The organism is Puniceibacterium sp. IMCC21224 (assembly GCF_001038505.1).
GTDB lineage: Bacteria > Pseudomonadota > Alphaproteobacteria > Rhodobacterales > Rhodobacteraceae > Puniceibacterium.
The window spans coordinates 2,436,101-2,457,960 of sequence record NZ_LDPY01000001.1 but is presented as its reverse complement, the minus strand read 5'-3'; the positions used below and the strand labels follow the sequence as shown (position 1 = coordinate 2,457,960).

General features: G+C 61.2%; 17 protein-coding genes and 1 pseudogene. 14 read left to right on the top strand and 4 right to left on the bottom strand.

The features are described from left to right. Positions 1-238 precede the first annotated feature (238 nt). From purC to IMCC21224_RS11295, 5 genes are all read left to right on the top strand, one after another. A complete protein-coding gene (purC, locus tag IMCC21224_RS11315; protein WP_047995451.1) occupies positions 239-1,000 on the top strand; it encodes a phosphoribosylaminoimidazolesuccinocarboxamide synthase in 762 nt (253 codons plus the stop codon). A 93-nt stretch (positions 1,001-1,093) separates the two neighbouring features. Continuing rightward, the gene (purS, locus tag IMCC21224_RS11310) at positions 1,094-1,324 is read left to right on the top strand and encodes a phosphoribosylformylglycinamidine synthase subunit PurS (protein ID WP_047995450.1); all 231 of its coding nucleotides are present in this window, start codon (positions 1,094-1,096) and stop codon (positions 1,322-1,324) included. A gap of 40 nt (positions 1,325-1,364) precedes the next feature. Next, positions 1,365-2,033 (top strand): phosphoribosylformylglycinamidine synthase subunit PurQ, encoded by a 669-nt coding sequence (gene purQ / locus IMCC21224_RS11305; protein ID WP_047995449.1) that lies wholly within the window; start codon positions 1,365-1,367, stop codon positions 2,031-2,033. 36 nt (positions 2,034-2,069) lie between these two features. Next, the gene (locus IMCC21224_RS11300; protein ID WP_047995448.1) at positions 2,070-3,836 is read left to right on the top strand and encodes an ATP-binding protein; all 1,767 of its coding nucleotides are present in this window, start codon (positions 2,070-2,072) and stop codon (positions 3,834-3,836) included. Between the two features lie 3 nt (positions 3,837-3,839). Next, positions 3,840-5,174, top strand: a complete 1,335-nt coding sequence (locus IMCC21224_RS11295; protein WP_047995447.1) for a sigma-54 dependent transcriptional regulator — start codon at positions 3,840-3,842, stop codon at positions 5,172-5,174. Positions 5,175-5,472: 298 nt separating this feature from the next. Here IMCC21224_RS11295 and dut read toward each other — a convergent pair whose 3' ends face one another. After that, entirely contained in the window at positions 5,473-5,928 is a 456-nt protein-coding gene (gene dut, locus IMCC21224_RS11290; RefSeq protein ID WP_047995446.1) for a dUTP diphosphatase, read from the bottom strand. A gap of 451 nt (positions 5,929-6,379) precedes the next feature. Further along, complete coding sequence (locus tag IMCC21224_RS11285; protein WP_047995445.1) at positions 6,380-7,513, bottom strand: Do family serine endopeptidase; 1,134 nt, start codon at positions 7,511-7,513, stop codon at positions 6,380-6,382. 309 nt (positions 7,514-7,822) lie between these two features. On the opposite strand from IMCC21224_RS11285, the pseudogene IMCC21224_RS28935 reads away from it, so the two are divergent. The 9 genes and pseudogenes from IMCC21224_RS28935 to IMCC21224_RS11250 all read left to right on the top strand — a co-directional run. Then, positions 7,823-8,011 (top strand): annotated as a pseudogene (locus tag IMCC21224_RS28935) (transglutaminase N-terminal domain-containing protein); the annotation flags it as partial. Positions 8,012-8,153: 142 nt separating this feature from the next. Further along, on the top strand, positions 8,154-8,261 hold the full coding sequence (locus IMCC21224_RS28930; protein ID WP_369796043.1) for an EspF repeat-containing protein: 108 nt from the start codon (positions 8,154-8,156) through the stop codon (positions 8,259-8,261). Beyond that, complete coding sequence (locus tag IMCC21224_RS11280; protein WP_369796042.1) at positions 8,261-11,176, top strand: DUF2126 domain-containing protein; 2,916 nt, start codon at positions 8,261-8,263, stop codon at positions 11,174-11,176. The genes IMCC21224_RS28930 and IMCC21224_RS11280 overlap by 1 nt, the downstream gene beginning before the upstream one ends. A gap of 3 nt (positions 11,177-11,179) precedes the next feature. Continuing rightward, a complete protein-coding gene (locus IMCC21224_RS11275) occupies positions 11,180-13,579 on the top strand; it encodes a circularly permuted type 2 ATP-grasp protein (RefSeq protein WP_047995443.1) in 2,400 nt (799 codons plus the stop codon). Positions 13,580-13,585: 6 nt separating this feature from the next. After that, positions 13,586-14,467 (top strand): transglutaminase family protein, encoded by an 882-nt coding sequence (locus IMCC21224_RS11270; protein WP_047995442.1) that lies wholly within the window; start codon positions 13,586-13,588, stop codon positions 14,465-14,467. A gap of 157 nt (positions 14,468-14,624) precedes the next feature. Beyond that, the gene (locus tag IMCC21224_RS11265; RefSeq protein ID WP_047995441.1) at positions 14,625-15,392 is read left to right on the top strand and encodes an SDR family NAD(P)-dependent oxidoreductase; all 768 of its coding nucleotides are present in this window, start codon (positions 14,625-14,627) and stop codon (positions 15,390-15,392) included. Positions 15,393-15,410: 18 nt separating this feature from the next. Then, a complete protein-coding gene (locus IMCC21224_RS11260; RefSeq protein WP_047995440.1) occupies positions 15,411-16,319 on the top strand; it encodes a 2-dehydro-3-deoxygalactonokinase in 909 nt (302 codons plus the stop codon). Next, complete coding sequence (locus IMCC21224_RS11255; RefSeq protein ID WP_047995439.1) at positions 16,316-16,936, top strand: 2-dehydro-3-deoxy-6-phosphogalactonate aldolase; 621 nt, start codon at positions 16,316-16,318, stop codon at positions 16,934-16,936. Before IMCC21224_RS11260 ends, IMCC21224_RS11255 begins: the two co-directional genes overlap by 4 nt. Beyond that, positions 16,937-17,785, top strand: coding sequence for an SMP-30/gluconolactonase/LRE family protein (locus IMCC21224_RS11250; RefSeq protein WP_047995438.1), 849 nt, complete (start codon positions 16,937-16,939; stop codon positions 17,783-17,785). It begins immediately after the preceding gene. A gap of 47 nt (positions 17,786-17,832) precedes the next feature. Here the strand turns inward: IMCC21224_RS11250 and gghA are convergent, their stop codons facing one another. Both gghA and IMCC21224_RS11240 read right to left on the bottom strand, forming a co-directional pair. Beyond that, a complete protein-coding gene (gghA, locus tag IMCC21224_RS11245; protein ID WP_047995437.1) occupies positions 17,833-20,199 on the bottom strand; it encodes a glucosylglycerol hydrolase in 2,367 nt (788 codons plus the stop codon). A 21-nt stretch (positions 20,200-20,220) separates the two neighbouring features. Next, on the bottom strand, positions 20,221-21,852 hold the full coding sequence (locus tag IMCC21224_RS11240) for an alpha-D-glucose phosphate-specific phosphoglucomutase (protein ID WP_047995436.1): 1,632 nt from the start codon (positions 21,850-21,852) through the stop codon (positions 20,221-20,223). Between the last annotated feature and the right edge of the window lie 8 nt (positions 21,853-21,860).

Genomic DNA, 21,860 nt, shown 5'->3' with positions numbered 1-21,860 from the left:
ATGGATATGCCGACCCGACGCACATTGCGCAAGAGGACGTGCAGAAAATGCCGCAGGTATCAGAACCGCTCAGTTGGTCGGGGATGCCCGACAATTGTGCCATTTCCGCCGGTGAGACAGAGAAACGCGCCATTGCGGGGGCGTCAGTATCGGGGCGGCGCTTGCGACAGCGTCGCCCATGGACTAAGAGGGCGCAACCGGTCGCTTCAGACCGCGACCCCGATTGGAAAGAAACCCAATGGCACGCCGCAAGAAAATCTACGAAGGCAAGGCGAAGATCCTGTATGAAGGCCCCGAGCCAGGCACAATCGTGCAATATTTCAAGGATGACGCCACCGCCTTTAACGCCCAGAAAAAGGACGTGATTGACGGCAAGGGTGTGCTGAACAATCGGTTGTCGGAATTCTTTATGACCGGATTGAACACCATCGGCGTGCCAACGCATTTCATCAAACGTTTGAACATGCGCGAACAGTTGGTGCGGTCCTGCGAGATCATTCCGCTGGAAATCATTGTGCGCAACTACGCTGCCGGGTCATTGTCCAAACGGCTGGGAATCGAAGAAGGCACGGCGCTGCCGCGCCCGATCGTGGAATATTGCTATAAGGATGACAAACTGGGCGATCCGCTGGTCACCGAAGAGCATATCGCCGCCTTTGGCTGGGCCGGTCAGCAGGACATGGACGATATCCTCAGCCTCGCGTTGCGGGTCAACGATTTCCTGTCCGGCGTGATGATGGCTGTCGGCATCCGGTTGGTGGATTTCAAGATCGAGGTTGGCCGCGTCTATGACGGCGATTTTCAGCGGCTGGTCGTGGCCGACGAGATCAGCCCTGATTCTTGCCGGTTGTGGGATATCGAGACCGGTCGCAAGCTCGACAAGGATGTGTTCCGCCGCGATCTGGGCAATCTGACGGATGCCTATACCGAAGTGGCGCGTCGTTTGGGGGTCATGCCCAAAACGTCGCCGCAGATGGCCAAGCCGAAGCTGATCAACTGATCCGTCTGCGCCTATGGCACAGGTGGAATTTGCGTATTTGGAAAGAGAAGAAGCAGGGGGTCAGTCCCCTGCCTGGATGAGCGGAGAGCGGTCATGAAAGCACGGGTCCATGTGATGCTGAAGAACGGGGTGCTGGACCCGCAGGGCGAGGCGGTTCGCCATGCTCTGGGCGGTCTGGGATTTGAAGGTGTTCAGACAGTGCGGCAAGGCAAGGTGATCGAGCTGGAACTGGCCGACGGTACGACCGAAGAGACAGTGACAGACATGTGTGAAAAGCTGCTCGCCAATACGGTGATCGAAAGCTACAGGATCGAACTGGGCTAGGATGCCGCTGTTCTGATTTTTGATGCAAGGAATGAGATCCATGAAAGCCGCCGTCATCGTTTTTCCCGGCTCCAATTGCGACCGTGATCTGGCCACCGCGTTTGATCGGGCCGGATGCGACGTTCAGATGGTTTGGCACAAGGATACGGATCTGCCTGCGGGCACTGATATTGTTGGCATTCCGGGCGGGTTTTCCTTTGGTGATTATCTGCGCTGCGGCGCTATTGCTGCGAATTCACCGATCTGCCGTTCGGTGCGTTCCCACGCCGATCGGGGCGGCTATGCCCTGGGAATTTGCAATGGGTTTCAGGTTCTAAGTGAAACCGGATTGCTGCCGGGAGCATTGTTGCGCAATGCTGGGTTGAAATACATCTGCCGGTCGGTGCCGCTGGTCGTGGCGACGTCGGACAGCGTTTATACCCGGGGTTACAACGCGGGTGATACGATCCAGGTGCCGATTGCGCATCACGACGGCAACTACACTGCGGACGGTGACGTCATTGCGCAATTGCGCGATCAGGATCGGATCGCGTTTACCTATGGTGACAATCCGAACGGATCGACCGCCGATATCGCCGGAATTCTGTCCGCCAATCGCCGCGTTCTGGGGATGATGCCACATCCCGAGCGCGCTGCCGATCCGGCGCAGGGCGGCACGGATGGTGCGCGCCTTTTTGCCCATCTGACCGAGGCGCTGGCACAGGCGTGACTTGAGCGCGACGCGGTCAACGCCTAGCATAGGTTCATGGCCCTGACACGAACAGATGTTGACCCGCCGCCCAAGCGGAGCGGACCGCTTAGCTGGCGGGTACGCGTTGCTTTGGCCGCGCTGTTCCTGCTGGCTGTGGCCACGGTCTGGGTCACGAACGCGCTGCTCACTGACCGCTTTACCGAAACCACGCGCAACCGGGCCGAGCTGCGGCTGGCGCTCTATAGCGGCAATCTGCTGTCAGAGTTGCGCCGCAACGCCATTGTACCGCAGCTTTTGGCGCGAGACCCGGCGTTGATCGGTGCGCTCAATTCCAGTGATTTCAGCCAGAGCTCGCAGCGGCTGATTTCCTATGTAGACGAGATTGGCGCCGCCTCTCTGATGCTGCTGGATCGCGATGCACGTACCGTGGCGGCCACCGACCGCAATCGGTTGGGGGAATCGCACCGCAATGCGCCCTATTTCATCGACGCGCTACGGTCGAATGCGACAGTGTTCACCACACTTCAGCGCGAGGCAGGTGGCTACAGCTTTACCTATTCGCGCAGGCTCGACAGTCAGGGCAGTGCCATCGGGGTGATTGTGGTCGAAGTTGATCTGGGCAAGTTCGAACGCGCCTGGGCCGGGATTTCGGACGCTGTGCTGGTCACCAATTCCGAAGGCACAATCATTCTGGCAACCGAGCCGCGCTGGCGCGGGCTGACGCCAACAGCCGCGTTGCAGCGCGCGCCGCCCGATTCAGCGATTGAACGTGCCATTCAGGCCACCGCCGATTGGACCGCGCTGCCCGCGGATGCCTATGTGCAGGGCGAAGCGGTGATGCGGATCGACGGGCGTATTCCGTTCCGCGGCTGGTCGATGACCAGTTTCACTACTTATTCGTCGGTGCGCGAAAAGGTAAATGGCGTTCTGGCGCTGGAAATCATGGGCTTTGCGATTCTTGCCGCGCTGGCGTTTTATGCCCTCAGCCGAAAGACGGCGTTGCGGATGGCATTGTTCCAGCGCGAGTCGGCAGAGTTGCGCGCATTGAACCTGGCTCTACAGCGGGAAATCGCCGAGCGGGAAAGGGTGCAAGAGACGCTGGCCGTCGCGGAACAGACGCTGGCGCAAAGCTCAAAGCTGGCCGCGTTGGGCGAGATGTCGGCGGCGGTCAGTCACGAGCTGAACCAGCCGCTGGCAGCGATGAAAACCTATCTGGCGGGCGCGCGTCTGCTGCTGCGCCGCAACCGCCCGGACGAGGCGCTGAGCGCCTTTCATCGCATCGACGATCTGATCGAACGGATGGGTGCGATCACCCGCCAGCTCAAGAGTTATGCCCGCAAGGGGCAGGCCGAATTTTCCCCTGTGGATATGGGGGATGCGCTGGCCTCGGCCCTATCGATGATGGAGCCGCAGCTCAAATCCCGCAAGGTTAGGATCACACGGATTTTGCCCGATACGCCAGTGCGGGTGATGGGGGATCGGATGCGGATCGAACAGGTTATGGTGAACCTGTTGCGCAACGCGCTGGACGCCACCAAGACGGTGCCGGACCCACGGGTCGATATCATCCTGGCGCATGGCGAAACCGCGACCCTGACGGTGCGCGACAACGGCCACGGGATCGAGGATCTTGAGGCGTTGTTCGAGCCGTTTTACACCACCAAGCAGCCCGGTGATGGGGTCGGTCTGGGGCTTGCCATTTCTTCGGGGATCGTAAACGACCTCAACGGGCGGCTGATTGCACGCAACGCCGAACAGGGGGGTGCTGTTTTTGAAATGCAGCTGCCTATATTGAATGAAGAAACACGGGCGGCGGAGTAGACCATGGCCAAGGCGATGAAGATAGCGATTGTCGACGACGAAAAGGACATGCGGCAATCCATTAGTCAGTGGCTGGCGCTGTCTGGCTACGATACCGAGATTTATGCCAGTGCCGAAGAGGCGCTTGGTATGTTGGGGGCGGATTATCCGGGGATTGTGATTTCCGATATCCGGATGCCGGGGATGGATGGGATCCAATTCCTGCGCAAGCTGATGGGGCATGATTCTGCCCTGCCGGTCATCATGATCACCGGTCACGGCGACGTGCCGATGGCGGTCGAGGCGATGCGGATCGGGGCCTATGATTTCCTCGAAAAACCATTCAACCCGGACCGCATGTCCGAGCTGGCCAAGAAGGCGACCCATGCCCGCCGTCTGACGCTGGACAATCGCGCGCTGCGGCGCGAGCTGTCGGACGGAGGCCAGATCATGCGCAAGCTGATCGGTAGCTCCCCGGCGATGGAGCGTCTGCGCGAGGATGTGCTGGATCTCGGACAGGCAGATGGCCATGTGCTGATCGACGGCGAAACCGGCACCGGCAAGACGCTGATCGCCCATGCGCTGCATTCTGTCGGATCGCGCGCGGGCAAGAAATTCGTGCTGCTATCCTGCGCGGCGATGGACGAGGATACGCTGATGCGGCGGCTCTTTGGTCCAATGATGCCAGAGGACACGCGCCTTCCCGCGATTGAAGAGGCACGCGGGGGCACGCTTGTGCTCGAGGATGTTGAGGGGCTGACCGATTCTGCGCAGGCGCGACTGCTTTCGGTGATCAACGATCAGGGCAGCCCGCCCGAAACCCGAATCGTCGCCATTTGCAACATGCAGGACGAAGGGCGCACCTGCGAAGACGCACTGCGTTCGGATCTGTATTACCGGCTGGCCGCGCTCAAGATCACCGTGCCGCCGCTGCGCCAGCGCGGCGAGGATATCCTGACGCTGTTCACCCGCCTGTCCGAGCAGTATTCCGAGGAATACGGTTGCGAGGCGCCACAAGTCTCGGCGCAGGAGGCAGCACAATTGTTGCAGGCGCCTTGGCCGGGCAATGTGCGACAGCTGATCAATCTGGCCGAACGTGCGGTGCTGCAATCGCGGCGCGGTTCGGGGACGATTGCGTCACTGCTGATGAATGATCATGATGAGATGCAGCCGGTGATGACCACCGAGGGCAAGCCTTTGAAGGAATACGTCGAAGCGTTTGAGAGGATGCTGATCGACAACACGATGCGGCGGCACAAGGGGTCTATTGCTGCGGTGATGGACGAATTGTGCCTGCCGCGCCGGACCTTGAACGAAAAGATGGCCAAATATGGCTTGCAGCGATCCGATTACCTGTAGGTCGTTGCGGGCTGTTTCATCTGGCGTGTTAGCCGAGTTCGACAACGATGGGTCGGCGTTGGCACAATGCCTATGTTCCGCGTGCCGTCCGTTCGTGGAAGCATCGCTGGTTCTCTCTGCTGTCCATCCTTCGTTGGCCTACGCTTCTTGGGATTCGCGTCGGTGTAAATCATTGGAATATATGGCGATGATACCGATCACTCGGAAAATGCCTGACCCGCCGCCTTTGCGGCTTTCGTCGGTGAAACACGCGGCTGATCTAAACTGATCGGCCTTGATTCCTGATTGCGGCGTATCGTTAGGTCCCGGTCGAGCCAAACCCGCCAGCGCCACGGGCGGTTTCAATTGTAAATTCATCGACGACTTCAAATGACGGTCGGACAATTGGAACGAAAACCAACTGTCCGATCCGATCTCCGGGGCGAATTTCGATCGGCGTCGACCGCGCCTGATTGCGGTTCCAGACACTGATCAATATCTCACCCGCATAGTCAGGATCAATCAAACCAACCGTATTGCCGAGCACCAGCCCTTTCTTGTGTCCCAACCCTGACCTTGGCAACACGAGGCCCGCGATAGAAAAGTCATCGAATGAAATGGCGATCCCGGATTTTATAAGTATGGCCGGCTCTTGTGCGTTGATGGATATCACCCCGTCGACACACGCAAAGAGATCCACCGCCGCAGCCCCCTCGGTTTGAAAGCGAGGTAGTCCCCAGTCATACAACCTGGCATCCAACACCTTGACCTGCATATCCGCTCTCCAACTGCTACGATGTGTTCCTAAGGGCCTGGCCCCCAGTTTTCAACCAAGGCGCAACCGACACTTCGCCAAACCGCAGCACGGATCGCTTGTAATCCTGGTCTCGGTGCGAGGCCTGAAGCGATGTCAGTAATCTGAACCCAATGGACCGGAATGTCCTCACAGACACATCAGCCAAAGCCGGTCGTCTGTGCATTCTCGCTGGGTTGGACACCCTGACCACAGAAGCTGCAGGATCGTTGCGCGCCGTCGGATTTGCACTGTGACCTGTTCCAGATTTTCGCGATGCCCATCGCCCCGCCATTAAAGGACAAATTTGCACCCAAGAGCGGCCCGCGTACAAAATATCCTGCCCAAAAAAACTGGCGCGCAGCAGGGGCCGCTGCACGCCAGGGTTCCGTTCGGGGACGGGGGGCGCCATTACCCCCGGAACGGTGTGGGGTCAGGCCTCTTGCGCCGACATATCGCCGACAGTCAGGTCGAGCGTCACTTCCTTGCCTTTGCGCAATACGGTGAGCGAGGTTTCCGTGGTGGGCGAGGTGTCTGCTACCGCGCGCGGCAGGTCGCGCAATTCGGTGATTTCAGTGCCGTTGAACGTCAGGATGATATCGTCCTTTTGCAGACCGGCTTTGTCGGCGGGGCTGCCATCGGTCACCGCTTCGATCACCGCGCCGCGCGGGGTTTCATAGCCCAGCACATTGGCGATCTCATCGCTCATCGGTTTGATCTGCACGCCCAGCCAGCCGCGTTGGATCGTGCCGTCATCGGCCAGATCGGCGACGACCTTTTGCACCATGTCGGACGGTACGGCAAAGCCGATGCCAACCGATCCGCCGTCGGGCGAATAGATCGCGGTGTTCACGCCGATCACTTCACCTGCGTTGTTGAACAGCGGCCCGCCGGAATTGCCCCGGTTGATCGCGGCGTCAGTCTGGATAAAGTCGTCGAACGGACCGGAATTAATGTCGCGCGACATGGCAGACACGATACCGCTGGTGACGGTACCCCCGAGGCCAAAGGGGTTGCCGACGGCGACGACCTCATCGCCCGGGCGCATCGTTGCTGAGGCGCCCCAGGTCAGGGCCTGCAATGGTTTGTCGGCGTTGATCTTGATCAGGGCCAGGTCGGTCATCGGGTCGGTGCCAATCACTGTGGCGTCATAGCGCGTGCCATCGGCCAGCTTGACCGATACTTCGGCGGCATCCTGCACCACGTGGTTGTTGGTCACGATCAACCCGTCTGTACTGACGATGAACCCGGACCCAAGACCGTGCTGCGGTGGCATCTGGCGGCCTTCGGGCATCGGCTGGCCAAAGCGGCGCATGAATTCTTCGAACGGGTCATTCGAGGGCGTACCGGGACGGGCCTGCTGGCCTGAGCGGTCCGCGGCCGCCATCGGCTTTGCCGTGACTTCGATGAATACCACCGAGGGCGATACCGCCTCAACCAGATCACCATAGCCGCCTGCGGGTACGGCAAAGGCCGCCGCCGGGGCCAGCGCCAAAGCCCCGGAGGCCGCGAGCGTTGTCGCCAGCATGGCTGTGGCGAAAGGGTTTGCTTTGCGTTTGGTCGTCATTCTTCTTCACCTTGGATTGGTTGACTGCGTCTGTGCATCAGATGTGGGGGGCGTTCTGGACGGGGGCTTTGCGCCAGGTATACGGATTTGTAAGCTCACGCTGATGTGACCGTCGGCCAGGTTCAGCGGCAATCACAGGGCGTGGGCAATGATCTGCATGGCCGCTCAGGCGGATTGCCCAATTTTTGCCCGGACGCTGAAAACCTAAGCGCCTCAAGCGTGAAATTCCCTGGCTCAGACGCGAATCCGGGATGCAATTGGCCAGCAGACCTGTGATGCTCAACCAAAATCAGGGAGCAGCCCGAACTTATGGCCATCTACGCAAGCATCCATCACCTCACCCATTATAAATACGACCGCAACGTGACCATGGGGCCGCAGATCATCCGGTTGCGTCCGGCGCCTTATAGCCGGACACGGGTGATTTCGCATTCCCTCAAGGTGTCGCCGCAGCCGCATTTTGTGAATCATCAGCAGGATCCTTACGGCAACTGGCTGGCGCGGTTCGTGTTTCCCGAGCCGGTGCGTGAGTTCAAGATCGAGGTGGATGTTGTCGCCGACATGTCCGTCTACAATCCGTTCGATTTCTTTGTCGAAGACAGCGCAGAATTCTTTCCGTTCGATTATCCCGCCGAGCTGATTGAGGATCTGTCGATCTATCGCAACACACCGCCCGCCAGCGCGCAACTGGCCGAATACGTTGCCACAATCCCGCGGGACAAGACCCGGATTGTCGACTGGTTGGTGATGCTGAACGCCAAGATTGCGTCGGACATCGAATACACCATCCGCATGGAAGCAGGGGTGCAAACCCCCGAAGAAACGCTGACCAAGGCGCTGGGATCGTGCCGTGATTCCAGCTGGTTGCTTGTCAATGTGCTGCGCCATCTGGGTGTGGCCGCGCGATTTGTGTCAGGCTATCTGATCCAGCTGAAACCGGATCTGGACGCGCTGGATGGGCCATCCGGGACGGATCACGACTTTACCGATCTGCACGCCTGGGTCGAGGTGTATCTGCCCGGCGCGGGCTGGATCGGGCTGGATCCGACATCGGGCCTGTTTGCCGGTGAATCGCATATCCCGCTGGCCGCGACGCCGCATTACCAAAATGCCGCGCCGATCTCTGGCGGCTATGCTGCGGCGGGTACACCCGAGGTCGAGTTTGAATTCGACATGAGCGTGACCCGCGTCGCTGAACACCCACGCATCACCAAACCGTTTTCGGACGATGCTTGGGACCGGCTGAACGCGCTGGGGAAACAGGTCGATACCGAACTTGAAACCGGCGATGTGCGCCTGACCATGGGGGGGGAGCCGACATTCGTGTCGATCGACGATTACGAAGCCGCCGAGTGGAACACCGCCGCCGTCGGCCCGACCAAGCGCGGTTTGGCGGATGAGCTGATCCGGCGGTTGCGTGACCGTTTTGCGCCCGGTGGATTCCTGCATTACGGCCAGGGCAAGTGGTACCCCGGTGAGACGCTGCCGCGCTGGACCTTCTCGCTCTACTGGCGCAAGGACGATAAACCGATCTGGAATGACGCAGATCTGGTCGCGCTTGAGAATGCCGAAACGGGTGCCGACGCGGGCTCTGCCGGCGCGTTTATCACCCAATTTGCCCAAGAGCTGGGGATTGAACCTGACATGGCCGTGCCCGCCTTTGAGGATCCCGCCGAGTGGATCATCAAAGAAGGCAACCTGCCTGACAACGTCACGCCCGAGAATTCCAAGCTCAAGGATCCCGAAGAACGCTATCGCATGGCGCGGGTGTTCGAGCGCGGATTGACCGAACCGTCGGGCTTTGTCCTGCCGATTCAGCGCTGGCAGTCCAAGGCGACCGGACGCAAGTGGCGGTCAGAGAAATGGAACCTGCGGCGCGGGCATATCTATCTGGTGCCGGGCGATTCTCCGGTAGGATACCGTATCCCGCTGGGGGCGCTGCCCTATGTGCCGCCGTCGTCCTATCCCTACACCTACATCACCGATCCGACGGTGCCGCGCGACAGGTTGCCTGACTACGATCAGGGCGCGGATGTCGAAACGCCGGAGGTGTCGACCGATCACAAGCAGCCCGTGTCCGCCCCAACCGAGCAAAAGGCCGTGCAGGACGTAATCGAACAAGAGCTTGGCGTTGTTGGCGGTGCGGTGCGCACCGCGATGACGGTCGAGCCGCGCGATGGCAAGCTGTGCGTATTCATGCCTCCGGTCGAGGATGTCGAGGATTACCTCGATCTGATTGCGGCTGCCGAACGGACCGCGAAAAAGCTGGGCCTGCCGGTGCATATCGAAGGCTACGCGCCGCCGCATGATCCGCGCATCAATGTGATCCGCGTGGCCCCCGACCCTGGCGTGATCGAGGTCAATATTCACCCCGCTGACAGCTGGGACGATTGCGTCGCAACCACCGAGGCGATCTATGAAGAGGCGCGCCAGTGCCGTCTGGGCGCTGACAAGTTCATGATCGACGGACGTCACACCGGCACCGGCGGCGGCAACCATGTTGTTGTCGGCGGGGCGACCCCCAACGACAGCCCGTTCCTGCGCCGCCCTGATCTGCTGAAATCACTGATCCTGACTTGGCAGCGGCATCCGTCGCTGTCCTATCTCTTTGCCGGGCTGTTCATCGGGCCGACATCGCAGGCCCCCCGGATCGACGAGGCGCGGCATGACACGCTGTATGAGCTGGAAATCGCGCTGAGCCAGATTCCAGACCCGTCGACAGGCACACCGCCGCCGCCTTGGCTAGTGGACCGACTGCTGCGCAACATGATGACGGACGTGACAGGCAATACTCACCGCGCCGAGATCTGTATCGACAAGCTGTATTCGCCTGATGGGCCGACAGGACGTCTGGGTCTGGTCGAATTCCGTGGCTTCGAGATGCCGCCGGACCCAAAGATGAGCCTTGCCCAACAGGTGCTGATCCGTGCGATCATTGCCCGCTGCTGGAAGGCTCCGATCAGCGGAAAACCGGTGCGCTGGGGGACGGAACTGCATGACCGCTACATGCTGCCGCATTATCTGTGGCAGGACTTTATGGATCTGCTGCGCGATTTGGACGAACACGGTTTCAAACTTGATCCCGAATGGTTCAAGGCACAGGAAGAGTTCCGCTTTCCGTTCTGCGGTCAGGTTGAATACGAGGGGACCAAGCTTGAGATCCGTCAGGCGCTTGAGCCATGGCATGTGCTGGGCGAAACAGGCGCGATTGGCGGAACGGTTCGCTATACCGACAGCTCGGTCGAGAGACTTCAGGTCCAGCTGACCACCTCAAATCCCGAACGTTACGGCGTGACCTGCAATGGACGCACGGTGCCACTGCGCAAGACCGATACCAGTGGCGTTGCGGTCGCAGGTGTCCGGTTCAAGGCATGGCAACCCGCCGAGGCCCTGCATCCCACTCTGCCGGTCAACGCGCCGCTGACCTTTGATATCTTTGATAAATGGTCGGGCAGGGCGCTGGGGGGCTGTGTCTATCATGTGGCCCATCCGGGGGGGCGCAACTACGATACCTTCCCGATCAATGGCAATGAGGCAGAGGCGCGCCGCCTTGCCAGGTTCGAGCCGCTGGGTCACAATCCCGGTGCCTATTGGCCGCCCGCTGATCAGACGCATCCTGAATTCCCGATGACGCTGGACTTGCGCCGGGCCCCGGGGATCTGAGCCATGGACCACGCGCCTGTGCCTGAGCACGATCCGGTTGCGGGTCTGATCGCGGGATATCAGGTGCCGCGCGGTGTGGCGGACGAGATGATCGGCGCGGACGGCCAGATCCGCCCGGTCTGGCGGCCGTTCCTGCAACGGTTCGCCCGCCTCAGCCAAGAGGAAATCGCCCGCCGCTTTGCCCGCGGCGACCGGTATCTGCGCGACGCCGGCGTGTTCTTTCGTCAATACCGCGAAGAGGGCACGACCGAGCGTGACTGGCCGCTCAGCCATGTGCCGGTCCTGCTCCACGAGGATGAATGGACCCATATTACTGCCGCGCTGCGCCAACGGGCCGAGCTGCTGGAACAGGTGGCGGTGGATCTTTACGGCTCGGCGACGTTGGTGCGGGATGGGATGCTGCCGCCCGAGCTGGTGGCAGGCAATCCGGCATGGCTGCGCCCGATGGTTGGCGTGCCGCCGCCGTCGGGGCACTACCTCAACTTTATCGCATTTGAGATGGGGCGCAGCCCGGATGGGTCGTGGTTCGTGCTGGGCGACCGCACCGAGGCACCGTCGGGCGCGGGCTTTGCGCTGGAAAACCGTGTCGCCACGATGCGGGCGTTTTCTGATCCGTTCCCACAGGGGTCGACCCTCGGTTTGGCGGGTTTTTTTCGTGAATTTCGCGACGGACTGCAGGCGGCGGCACGCTATGACGACGGGCGGCTTGGGATTCTGACTCCGGGACTGGGGACTGAGACCTATTTTGAACACGCCTATATCGCGCGCTATCTCGGGCTTATGCTGCTCGAAGGCGAGGATCTGGTGGTCGAGCAGGGCCGCACCATGGTGCGCACAGTTGCCGGGCTCAAGCCGATATCGGTACTCTGGCGGCGGATGGACTCGGGTTTTGCCGATCCGCTGGAACTGGACGATCATTCGCAGATCGGCACACCGGGGTTGGTGTCGTCGGTGCGGACGGGGCAATTGTCGATGATCAACGCGCTGGGGACTGGGGTGCTGCAGACCCGCGCCTTTCTGGCCTTTCTGCCGCGGATCGCGGAAAAAATGTTAGGCGCGCCGCTGAAGATGTCCAACATTGCCACATGGTGGTGCGGGCAGGACAGCGAACGTGCCTTTGTCACCGAGAATGCCCATCGGATGATGATTGGCCCGGCGTTGTCGCAAAACCTGCCATTCGAGATCGAAAACGCGACGGCCATCGCCGGGCGGTTTCTGGACGGTCGCAACGATGATCTGGGCGGTTGGATCGCCGCAAATGCTGGTCAGCTGGTCGGCCAAGAGGCCGTCAGTCTGTCGACGACGCCGGTATTTGAACGTGGCGCGTTGGTGGCGCGACCGGTGATGCTACGGGTGTTTGCTGCGCGCACGACGCAGGGCTGGACGATCATGCCGGGCGGCTATGCGCGGATTGGCCCCAGCGATGATGCCACGGCGCTGGCGCTGCGGTGGGGCGGATCGGTGGCCGATGTCTGGATCGTCAGCGACACGCCCGCCACCTCCGAACCCGGTGGCGGATCGGAACAATCCTTCCACCGCGCCACCCCAAGCCTGCTGCCCGCACGGGCGGCTGACAACCTCTATTGGCTGGGCCGCTATGCCGAGCGGGCCGAGGGCATGATCCGTCTGGCGCGGGCCTATCACATGCGTCTGGCTGAAACCGGTCTGCCAGACGATCCGCGGGTCAAAATGATCCATGACTACCTGAAATTCAACGGTGCCGACTTGACGCAGGCATTGCCGCAAACCGTGTCAGATCAGTTGGCGAACGCCATCCGCTGCGCAGCGAAGGTGCGCGACCGGTTCTCGATCGACGGTTGGGCCGCGCTGAGATCGCTGGATGAAGAGATCACCAATCAGCGCCGCAACCTTGCTCCTGGGGACGAGGCGGCGCGGGCACTTGGGATGGTGCTGCGCGGAACTGCCGGGTTTGGCGGTCTGGTGCATGACAACATGTACCGCTTTGTCGGCTGGCGATTTCTGAGCATCGGGCGGGCGCTGGAGCGGGCGCAACACATGACGCAACTGCTGGCTGCCTTTGCCGCACCCGACGCGCCCGAGGGTAGTTTTGATGTCGCGATTGAAGTCGGCGATTCCGTGATGACCCATCGCCGCCGTTATCTGATCGAAACCAACCGCAATACTGTCATCGACCTGTTGGCTCTGGACCACCGCAACCCCCGGTCGGTGCGTTTCCAGATTTCGTTTGTGCGGCGGCTGGTGGCCGAATTGCCCAACGCCGAGGTCAATGGCGAATTGTCGGATCTGGCCCGCGCCGTCCTGCGGGTTGAGACGCAGTTGGCGGTGGCCGACGCGGCACAATTGGGCACCGAACGTCTGAATGATCTGTCCAAGTCGCTCAACAAGATCTCGGATCTTGTCACCTCATCTTATCTGACGTGATCCGCCATGTTGTATGATATCAGACTGACCATCACCTACGATTACGGCGCTCCCTCGGCGCAGGCGCGCAATGTACTGCGGGTGATGCCGCTGAACCGGATGGACGAACAGCGCCGCATCACCGGCGAACTGAGCGTCGAACCCACCCCGGCCGAGCGCGTTGACCGCAACGATTTCTTTGGAAATGCTGTGGCCGAGGTGGCGTTTCGTCGCCCGATTGAGGGGCTGGTGCTACAGCTTCAGTCGCGGGTCGAGCGGATCGCGCGGCCGTTGCGTTTTGACCTTTCGCCCCGTCGGGCGCGACTTAGGGCTGAATTGGCTGACATCGGTTTGCTGGGCCCCGACAGCCCGCACCATTTCCTGTCGCCGTCGCCGCGTGTGGGATTTGAGTCCGACATCACCACATTTGTGCGCAACATCCTACTGGATGGCGGGACGGTCCTGTCCGCCGTGCAGGATGTGGGCCGCGCCCTGCACACAGAAATGCGGTTCGATCCGGAGGCGACCGATGTGGACACCTCCCCCGCCGAAGCCTTTCGTAAACGTCAGGGCGTGTGTCAGGATTTCAGCCATGTCATGATCGCGGGCCTGCGCGCTGTGGGGATTCCGGCGGGCTATGTCAGTGGGTTTCTGCGCACCGAACCGCCGCCGGGTCAGCCGCGGCTGGAGGGGGCGGATGCAATGCATGCCTGGATCCGGGTTTGGTGCGGGTCGGAAATGGGCTGGATCGAATACGATCCCACCAACGATATTCTGGTGGGGGCTGATCACGTTTCGGTCGCGGTGGGGCGGGACTATTCCGATGTGGCCCCGGTCAAGGGCGCGGTGCGCTCTGCCGGGCCGCAGGTCAGCGACCACAGCGTCGACATGATTCCGCTGCCGGGCTGAATCAGGGGCTGCGTATTTGAGCCATTCAGGCGCGGCACGATTTTGCGCGCGTCATCTGGCGATCTGCACCAGTTCATGGCACAGAGGGCCGACGACATCACGCGATCCGAGGAGGCGCGCGCCTGTCGCATCTATGGCTGCTAGGGGGGAGAGACCGATGCAGACTGCAACCTTTCACGATCTCACGGGCGCATCGGTGTTCATCACCGGCGGCGGCTCGGGCATCGGTGCGGCGCTGACCCAGGGGTTTCTGGCCCAAGGCGCGCGCGTTGGTTTTGTGCAGCGGTCGGATGCGTCAGAGTTTGTGGCTGCAATGGCTTTGAAATACGAACATGCGCCGCTGTTCCTGCCGTGCGACATCACCGATGTTTCTGCCCTCAAAGAGGCCATCGCCCAAGTGGCCGAGACGCATGGGCCGATTTCGATCCTGGTGAACAATGCCGCCAACGACCAGCGCCACGAGACGCTGAAAATCGACGAGGCGTACTGGGACCGCAATCAGGCGATCAATCTCAAGGCGTATTTCTTTGCCGCTCAGGCGGTTCTGCCGGGAATGCAGCAGGCCGGGCGCGGAGTGATCGTCAACTTCTCGTCGATCAGCTATATGATGGGGGCGGCTGGGTATCCAGCCTATACCGCCGCCAATGCAGGCATCACCGGGCTGACCCGGACCTTGGCGCGCGAATTTGGTCCTGACGGAATTCGCGTCAACGCGCTGGCACCGGGGTGGGTGCTTACTGACCGGCAGATGGATCTTTGGGCGACACCCGAGGCCCTTGCCGCGCATCTTGAGCGACAATGCCTCAAGGATCATTTGAACCCGCAGGATGTGGTCGATGCGACGCTGTTTCTGGCGTCGAACGCCAGCCGTATGATGACTAGTCAGACGATGGTGGTGGATGGCGGCGTTGTGGTGTCGGGCTGACAATAGGGAGACGACAGGATGACAGCGGACTGGATTGCCGCCGATTGGGGGACATCGCACTTGCGGGTCTGGCTGATGGCGGCGGATGGCGCAGTACTAGACCGGCGCAGCAGTGCCGATGGCATGGGCAAGCTTGCACCTGATGAGTTTGAACCCGCACTGCTGCGACTCGTTGGGGATGCGCTGCCGGATGGCAGGCGCATTCCGGTGTTGATCTGTGGTATGGCGGGCAGCAAACAGGGCTGGTCAGAGGCGCCGTATATGGCTGTACCCTGCGCGGCCCCAAACGGCGGTGACGCGCTGGCGGTGGCAACAACTGATCCCCGTCTAGACGTGCATATCCTGCCGGGCCTGAAACAGACCCGCCCCGCTGACGTCATGCGCGGAGAAGAGACGCAGATCGCCGGCTTCATCGCCCTCAACCCCGGCTTTGACGGAGTGGTTTGCCTGCCCGGCACCCATTGCAAATGGGCGCATGTGAGTGCGCGTGAAATTGTGAGCTTTCGCACCTTTATGACCGGCGAGTTGTTTGCCCTGATCGCTGGCCAGTCGGTCTTGCGCCATTCCGTGGCGATCTGCGGCTGGGACGACGACGCCTTTGCCAGCGCGATAGAAGAGGGCATATCACGACCCGCCGCAGTGGCCGCGACCCTCTTCTCGCTGCGGGCCGAGAGTCTGCTGGACGATCTGTCCCCTGAAACGGCACGCGCCCGCCTGTCGGGACTGCTGATTGGCATGGAGATCGGCGCAGCCAAACCCTATTGGCTGGGCCGCGAAGTGGCCATTATTGGCGACGACGCTCTGGCTGGACCCTATCGGCAGGCGCTGGTTGCGCAGGCTGTGCCGGTGACACTGACCGATGCCGAACGCATGACACTCGAAGGGTTGCGTGCCGCATACAGACACCTCAAGGAGACATCCCAATGACCCGCGAACTCATCGCAATTCTGCGCGGTATCACCTCGGACGAGGCGGTGCCGGTGACCGAGGCACTGATCACCGCCGGGATCACAAAAATCGAGGTGCCGCTGAATTCACCGCGTCCCTATGACAGTATTGCGGCGATGCTGGCGGCCTGCGGCAGTCGTTCCACCATCGGGGCTGGCACCGTGCTTGCCCCCGAAGAGGTGCTGCGCCTGAAACAGATCGGCGCGCATATGGTTGTGTCGCCTGACTGCAATCAACGGGTGATCGTCGCAGCCAAAGCCGCTGGAATGCTGTCCTATCCCGGTGTGATGACCCCGACCGAATGCTTTACCGCGCTGCGCAGCGGGGCTGATGGGCTCAAGCTGTTTCCCGGCGCTCTGATTGGTCCGGCGGGGCTGGCGGCGATCCGTGCTGTGCTGCCTGAGGGCACGCGCACCTATGCGGTGGGCGGTGTGTCGGCGGCGAATATGGCCGAGTGGTTCAAGGCTGGCGTGACCGGGTTCGGGCTTGGCACCGCGCTTTACACCCCGGGATCGAGTGTGCAGGATATCGTGGCACGCGCCCGCGACATTGTTGCCGCCTATGACGCAGGCGGCGGTCAGACCGGAGGAGCCTGAGTGAGCCATCTGATCTATAGCGATACGATCTGCAAGCTTGGCGAAGGGGTGCTCTGGCATCCCGAAACTCAGGTACTCTACTGGTTCGATATTCTGGGCAACCGGCTTTATGGCCGCGACTCGCATGGCGAACGGCATTGGCAGTTTGATCGGCATGTTTCAGCCGCAGGATGGGTCGACGCGACCACGCTGCTGATCGCGAGCGAGATCGACCTCTTTACCTTTGACACCGCAACCGGCGTTGAAACCCGCGTGGTCGTGCTGGAAGAAGATAACCCGGTGACCCGCTCGAATGACGGGCGCGCTGATCCGTGGGGCGGTTTCTGGATTGGCACGATGGGCAAGGCGGCCGAACCCGGTGCCGGGGCGATCTACCGGCTTTATCGCGGCGAATTGCGTCTGCTCTACGATGACATCTCGATCTCGAACGCGATCTGTTTTGCACCGGGCGGGGCCTATGCCTATTTCGCGGATACGCCGACGGGCATCATTCGTCGCGTGGCGCTGGACACTGATGGCTGGCCGTCGGGAGAGGTCGAGGATTGGCTGGATCTGCGGGCCGAAGGTCTGCGTCCGGACGGCGCGGTCTGCGACAGTCAGGGCAATGTCTGGAACGCGCAATATGGTGCGGGACGGGTGGCGTGTTACAGCCCCGAGGGGCGCTTTATGACCGCGCTGGGACTTGCGGCAGGGCAGACCACCTGTCCGGCCTTTGGTGGCCCTGATCTGACAACGCTGTTTGTCACCTCGGCGGCACAAGGTTGTGACGACGATGACCGGATGGCCGGTATGACATTCTCTGTGCCATCGGGGTTCAAGGGGTTGCGGGCCAATCGCGTGGTGCTCTGAACTGCGGACACGGGGCGGGACCGAACCCCGCCGCGTGTCACAGTACTTTAGGCTTTGCGCGTAAACACCAATGCCATGGAATCGCGCAGTACGATCGGGCCGCTCAGATAGTCGCTGCCGATACCCGGCGTGCGCAGAACGCATTCCCAGCCAAATCCATCGGTTCCCGGCACGCCAAGGCGCAGCGGGTCTATATCCGTGGTCGGCTTGCCCTCCATATGGATCACCGCATAAACCTGTTCGCCGTCCGGCCCGTGGCGCAGTGACGTAAATACGGTGCGCCCGTCCAGCGGTTCGACGTAACCAAAGTGATCCTGTGGCCCATATGCGTTGCGCAGCCATGGACGCTGAGCGCGAAATTCACGCAGCGCCAAGGTGTAGCTCGACTGCGCCGGGTCGAGGCCGGGCAGGGAATGGGTGATGTTGCAATAGTCGTGCATGTCATCCATCCACGCCCGCGCCACCTGTTTCAGACTGGACACCGTGTAGATCGGTCCGGCCAGTTTCGGTTCGGTCGCGTTCAGCAGCCGGGCAATATCTTCGAGATCGTATTCAGTGACCGCAACCAACGCTGGCAGGAACTGACAGAACCGGGCCAGATCACCGCGCGTCTCAAACCCCAATTCCTTGAGGCGGCGAAAGTTGTAGGGAATCGAATAGCTGTAGACGTCGACCTGCCATTTAAGGCTGATCGCCTCTTCGGCCACCACTTTGACGCCATAGCGGTCGTCCTGATTGCGGATGAACCCCCAGGATGCCCGCGCCATCGCATTGAGGAAATCCATCGGCACACCAGGCAGGGCCACATAGGTCAGCGCGTGAACGGCGGGGTTGTCATAAGCCTTGTCGAGGATCTCCATCCAGCTTTGGCCGAGGCGGGTGTTGATGTTCATATCCTGACTGACCTGCGTGCCACGACGCAGGGTATCGTGGTTCGACGTGCCCGAGATCCAGTTCGCTCCGACCGTCAGGCATTCGCGGATGCGCCAGTATTTTCCCAGCCAGAATGTATACAGGAACGGCGTGTTATGTGCGAATGTCAGCGGCCCCCACTGGAACACATCATCGTCGCGCTGCTTTTCAATCACTGAGCGATAGGTCGAGCTTAGCTCCCAATCCTCATCGGGCCAGGGGCGGCCATCCTCAAAGACAAACCACGGACGATAGCGGGTACCTGCCACCTCCTGAACGATATCCGCCATGCTTTGCAGGTAGTCGTCGTCGTGTTGCATCGTTTGCGTCGTCGGATCCCAGAATTTGAAGTCCTGCGCCCCGTCGACGCGCACGCCGTCCGCACCAAAATTCACTTTGCGCCGCTGCATTTCCAGCAGGATCGCGCGGACAGCAGGGTTTTGATAATCTAGGTTCTGGCCATACATATTTGGCCCGGCAAAGAAATGGTGGTTCAGCGCGCGCTGCCCCTGATTATCGGAATGGCCGTAGACCACATCAAAAACCAGTTTCTTGGGTTTCCCGGGGAAATTGTGCAGCGCGCAAGCCAGATCGACCAATTCGTCCGGGCGGCCGGTTTCCAGCAGCACCGGGTTCACTGTCGCCATGCCGGCAATCACGATGTCATACCCCCAGTTGGTGGTATTGGGCCGCAGCAGCGAAACGGTGAGCGAATTTTCCGTGACCTCCGATTCCTCCCAGAAATCGGGGCCGGTCTCATAAACCGTGGTCGGCTCGACCGGCAAAAGCTGCACGGAGTCGTAGCCCATGAAAAGCTCGTCCGCCGGTTCCAACGGCAGATCGCGTGAGACCCGTTCAGCGAGGCGTTCGAACTGCCGGGTGAGGGCGGCGATCGTGCCGCCGGCGGTTGCTGTGGGCACATGGATTTGCAGGATATTCGACGGCGGGCCGAACTTGTGTGGTGCCTCACCCGCGCGGTCCTGCCAATACGCCTGATCGGTGCGCGCGGCCTGCATGGCGTCGACGTCATATAGTTCGGCCGGCGCCATCGCACCAAGGGGCAGCGACATCGCCAGCGGATCAAGAATCCGGTGCCAGCCGCCGTCGCTGTCACGCCATGTGATGGCGTAGAAGTCGCCAATTTGGGTCCGATTGCCCGGCCGCATTCCGCGCACAGCCGAAAAACAATGCGCATCCAGCCGGATCACCGGCACTGTCACCCGTTCAAACTTTACATCCTGATGCGCCACCGTCAGATCCATCGGGTCAACGGAATCCAGCAATTCTAGGAAGATGTCGCCCGATGGCACTCGCAGATCCTGCAACTCGGGGATCCAGAAGCCGAACAGCGCCACATCGCCTTCGATCTGGCCGCCCAGATAGCGGGCGATTTTCTGTTCAGCTTCGAACATCGTCGGAGAGGAGGTCAGGATTTCCTGACACAGATAGGCCCGTGCGCGGGCGGCGGTTTCGTCAAAGATGATGCGGTCGTACAGGGCCATGCGGCCTCCACTGGCTTTGGTTCAGGTGATCACATCGGGCGCGGTGCGTCCGGTGCGCTCGGCAATTCCGGCGATAGCGTCGGCGGCGGCGATCACCGCAGCCAGCGCTTGTTGCGGATTGTCCTGCATCCGCGTCGGATCGGTTTCGACCCGTTCAAGGTAGACGCGCAGGGTGGCCCCTTCGGTCCCGGTACCTGACAGGCGCAGCACGATCCGTGCGCCGCCCGACAGGGTGATCCGCAGGCCCTGACCTTCGCTGCGTGACCCATCCACTGGGTCGTCATAGGCAAATTCATCGGCAGTTTCCACCGTCAGCCCGGCAAAGTCGCGCCCCGGCAAGGTCGCCAGCTGCTGGCGCAGATCATCGACCAGTTTTTGGGCAGCGGCAGAATCGACCGCCTCGTAATCGTGCCGGGAATAGTAGTTCCGGCCATACGTCGCCCAATGTTCGGCCATCAGGTCAGCCACCGATACCTGGCGTTTCGCCAGAATGTTGAGCCAGAACAGTACCGCCCAGAGACCGTCCTTTTCCCGCACGTGGTCGCTGCCGGTGCCGGCAGATTCCTCGCCGCAGAGTGTGGCCAGACCTGCATCCAGCAGATTGCCAAAGAATTTCCAGCCGGTTGGCGTCTCGTAACAGGCGATTCCCAACCGTTCGGCCACCTGATCCAGTGCGCGGCTGGTTGGCATTGATCGCGCGACACCGGCCAAGCCCCCAGCGTAACCTTTGACATGGGTGGCATTGGCCGCCATCGCAGCCAGAGAATCCGAGGGGGTAACGTAGATGCCGCGCCCGACGATCATATTGCGGTCGCCGTCGCCATCTGATGCCGCACCGAAATCCGGGGCGTCCGGGCCAAACATGGTGTCCATCAGATCCTTGGCCCAGATCGGGTTGGGGTCGGGGTGGCCCTGACCAAAGTCGGGCAGGGGGATGCCGTTGACAACCGATCCCGGCGCGGCGCCCAGCGTATCCTCAAGAATAGCAGTGGCATAGGGGCCGGTGATGGCATGCATGGCGTCGAAACTGATGCGAAAGCCGCCGGCAAACAGCGCCCGGATTGCGTCGAAATCGAACAGCGTTTCCATCAGCGCCTGATAGTCGGTGACAGGATTGACGACCTCGATCTGCATCTTATCCAGAGCGGTGGTGCCGATGCGGCCCAGATCGACATCCTGCGCGTCAAAGATGTGGTATTCGGTCAGCGTTTTGGTCGCGCCAAAAATGCGCTCGGTCACGCCTTCGGGTGCGGGACCACCGTTTGAGACGTTGTATTTCACACCAAAATCGCCATCCGGCCCACCGGGGTTGTGGCTGGCGGACAGGATGATGCCGCCATCGGCATTGCGCTGGCGGATCAGGTTGGACGCGGCGGGGGTGGACAACAGGGCGTTCTGTCCGACAATCACTTTGGCTGCGCCACTCGCCGCGGCCATGCGCAACACGACCTGCGCTGCGCGGTCATTGAAATGCCGCCCGTCGCCGCCCAGAACCAGCGTTTTGCCCTGCACGCCGCCGATGCCGTTCCACGTCGCCTGAATGTAGTTTTCCAGATAATGCGGCCCCATGAAGACGCGGGTTTTCTTGCGCAAGCCGGATGTTCCGGGTTTCTGGCCCTCAATCGGCTGAGTTGCGATGCTGTGCAGGGTCATGTCGGTTT